At 64.7% G+C, this 2,718-nt stretch carries 5 protein-coding genes; 2 read left to right on the top strand and 3 right to left on the bottom strand.

The features are described from left to right. Both AC04L7_RS16165 and AC04L7_RS16160 read left to right on the top strand, forming a co-directional pair. Positions 1-626: AMP-binding enzyme (locus tag AC04L7_RS16165; RefSeq protein ID WP_475513410.1), on the top strand; the 626-nt coding region annotated here is incomplete at its 5' end. 106 nt (positions 627-732) lie between these two features. After that, positions 733-1,401 carry a response regulator transcription factor gene (locus AC04L7_RS16160; protein ID WP_475513409.1) on the top strand — a complete coding sequence of 223 codons (669 nt, stop codon included), beginning with the start codon at positions 733-735 and terminating at the stop codon, positions 1,399-1,401. Between the two features lie 35 nt (positions 1,402-1,436). Here the strand turns inward: AC04L7_RS16160 and AC04L7_RS16155 are convergent, their stop codons facing one another. The 3 genes from AC04L7_RS16155 to AC04L7_RS16145 form a co-directional block, all read right to left on the bottom strand. Further along, positions 1,437-1,829 carry a Na+:solute symporter gene (locus AC04L7_RS16155; RefSeq protein ID WP_475513408.1) on the bottom strand — a complete coding sequence of 131 codons (393 nt, stop codon included), beginning with the start codon at positions 1,827-1,829 and terminating at the stop codon, positions 1,437-1,439. A 73-nt stretch (positions 1,830-1,902) separates the two neighbouring features. Next, on the bottom strand, positions 1,903-2,139 hold the full coding sequence (locus tag AC04L7_RS16150) for a hypothetical protein (protein WP_436000728.1): 237 nt from the start codon (positions 2,137-2,139) through the stop codon (positions 1,903-1,905). 399 nt (positions 2,140-2,538) lie between these two features. Beyond that, the coding region (locus AC04L7_RS16145; protein WP_475513407.1) for a hypothetical protein at positions 2,539-2,718 on the bottom strand (180 nt) is incomplete at its 5' end.

Below are 2,718 nucleotides of genomic sequence, written 5' to 3'. Positions count from 1 at the left end.
TCTATGGGGTACGCCCAGCGCTGGTCGACGCCAACGGCGAGCAGCTCGACGACGCGACCGAAGGCAACCTGGTGCTGCTCGATTCCTGGCCGGGCCAGATGCGCACCGTGTACGGCGACCACCAGCGCTTCATCGACACCTACTTCCGCACGTATCCGGGCACCTATTTCACCGGCGACGGCTGCCGTCGCGACGCCGACGGGTATTACTGGATCACCGGCCGCGTCGACGACGTCATCAACGTGTCGGGCCATCGCATCGGCACCGCCGAAGTGGAAAGCGCGCTGGTCGCGCATCCGAAGGTGGCCGAAGCGGCCGTCGTTGGCTTCCCGCACGACATCAAGGGCCAGGGCATCTACGCCTACGTCACCCTGAAGGCCGGCGAAGCGCAGAGCGACGAACTGCTGAGAGAACTGGTGGCCTGGGTGCGCAAGGAGATCGGGCCGATCGCCACGCCGGATCACCTGCAGTGGGCGCCGGGCCTGCCGAAGACGCGTTCGGGCAAGATCATGCGCCGCATCCTGCGCAAGATCGCCGAGAACGCACCCGAGCAGTTGGGCGACACCTCGACACTGGCCGACCCGTCGGTCGTCGAATCGCTGGTCGCCGAACGCAAGGTGAAGTAACCGGCTGCTGGGGAGGGCAGACGGGCTACACGGGGCGGGACACGCCGCCCTGTGCACGCAAACGCATCAAGGATTACCCTTTCCCATCACGATGGATCGCACCGCCATGCCCACCCTGTTGATCGCCGACGACCACCCGCTGTTCCGCGAAGCCCTCCGCGGCGCGGTACAGCGCGTAATGCCCGGCGTGAAGCTGCATGAAGCCGACAGCGTCGACGCGCTGTACKTGCTGGTCGACGCGCATCCCGACGCCGACCTGCTGCTGATGGACCTCAACATGCCCGGTGCGCATGGCTTCAACGCGCTGGTGCACCTGCGCGCGCTGCATCCGCAGCTGCCGGTCGTCATCGTGTCCGCGCGCGAAGAGCCGGCGGTGATGCGCCGCGCGCTCGACCACGGTGCGCTGGGTTTCATYCCCAAGTCGGCCGATTCCGACACCATCGGCCAGGCCATCGGGGCGGTGCTCGATGGCGAACGCTGGGTGCCCGAAGAAGCGCACAACGCGCCCGCCACCAGCCGCGACGAGCAGGAAACGGCACAGCGCCTGCGCGACCTGACCCCGCAGCAGTTCAAGGTGCTGCAGATGCTCGGCGCCGGCCGGCTCAACAAGCAGATCGCCTACGACCTGGGCGTGTCCGAAGCCACCATCAAGGCCCACGTCACCGCCATCCTGCGCAAGCTGCACGTCACCAACCGCACCCAGGCCGTGCTCGCCGCCGGTCGCCTGGCGGTGGATCCGGACGGCATCGTGCTGCCGCCGGAAGAGACGGAATAGGGCGCGCCGCGCTCGTTGCGCCGATCCGCGCCAGGCTATCGACGCGGCGCTACCGACATGCCGAACAGTCGCATCACCGTTCCAGTCAACAGCGCGCCGACGATGGCGCACGGCGTGCCCCATAGCAGTACCGCCACGTAGATCATCGACGCACCGCCGCCTTGATAGGGACGCACGCAATCGGTGTAGTAGGCGAACACCAGCCACGGCGCGAACAGCAGGCAGGCGCCGGCGGCCCGCAACGGGTTGGCGGTGAACAGCGATATCACCGCCGGTAGCAACGGCACCAGACGAAACATGCCCAGCACCTGCAGGAACGTCAGCAGCGTATGGTCGTAGCAGCCGGCGCTGTTGAAGGCCTGCAAGGCGATGACGAGTGCGATGGCAGCGATACCGCCGATCAGTGCGTGCTTGCGGGATATCCTCATGTACGTCAGCTCCCTACCGGAGACGTGGTCGAAAAGTGGAGTGCATCGAGTCTGCCACGATCCTGCGGCGCGGCTACTTGCCCCAGCGCGGCGGCTCGCCCTTCAGCCAACAGATCGCGATCAGCGCCAGCAGCACGGCCCACGTGCCGATCATGAAGGGGACGACGTGCCGGTCGGGTGGAAACAACAGGAAGACAGAGACCAGCAGCGCCAGGGACACACCATAGACCAGCCACCCCTGCCATCGGATCGGCAAGGCCCAACCCCAGCCGGACCGTTTCGCCCGGAACCAATAGTCGTCCTTCTGCATGCAAGCTCCTGATGGCATATCCGAAGTTCTTCAGCACAGCATGCATGATCTGATGCATCGTGCGTGCGGCTTCGAGAACGATCACCGCCAGTGGCTCTGGTTTGCCGTACTCAGCAGTCTGCGCGGCTCGTGTGCTACCGGCCCACCTTCTTCCTCAATCGACAAGGCTGCCCGGTGTGATGGCGAACGCCTTGTGTCTCTCCGCGACGCGGATCCGGTTCGCCTGAACTGTCAGGCTCGACTGGGATCTGTTGGCTCAAGCGAGCGACGGAGGCTTTGAAGGCATCGCTGTAGCGATGAATGGTTCTGGGGTCTGGCTTTGGCATTGGGACACTCCTGAGGGTTAGGTCAAGGTGTCCACTAAACCGTAGGAACTACCGATTCGGCTGGAATGAATTGTTAGGTGCCGGCTACTGAGCTTGGACCAGCACGCTCCGCAAGTTTGGCGTACGACCGGAACAGAAGAATCGTACCAGTCAAGCCGAGCGCGGCACCCGAAAAAACCAGCAAAGTAGAACCGCCAACTAACGCCCAGTACGCCGTCTCTCCGAGCTGCAGCACATAGAGAGGAATGGAAGC

The sequence above is a fragment of the Pseudoxanthomonas sp. LjRoot204_2 genome (genome assembly GCF_056175765.1).
Note: the sequence above shows the minus strand (reverse complement) of the source record. Positions and strands in the feature narration are given on the sequence as shown.

Coding starts and splice junctions, on each gene's coding strand:
- AC04L7_RS16155 (WP_475513408.1), bottom strand. CDS start 1,829: ATGAGGATATCCCGCAAGCACGCACTGATCGGCGGTATCGCTGCCATC.
- AC04L7_RS16150 (WP_436000728.1), bottom strand. CDS start 2,139: ATGCAGAAGGACGACTATTGGTTCCGGGCGAAACGGTCCGGCTGGGGT.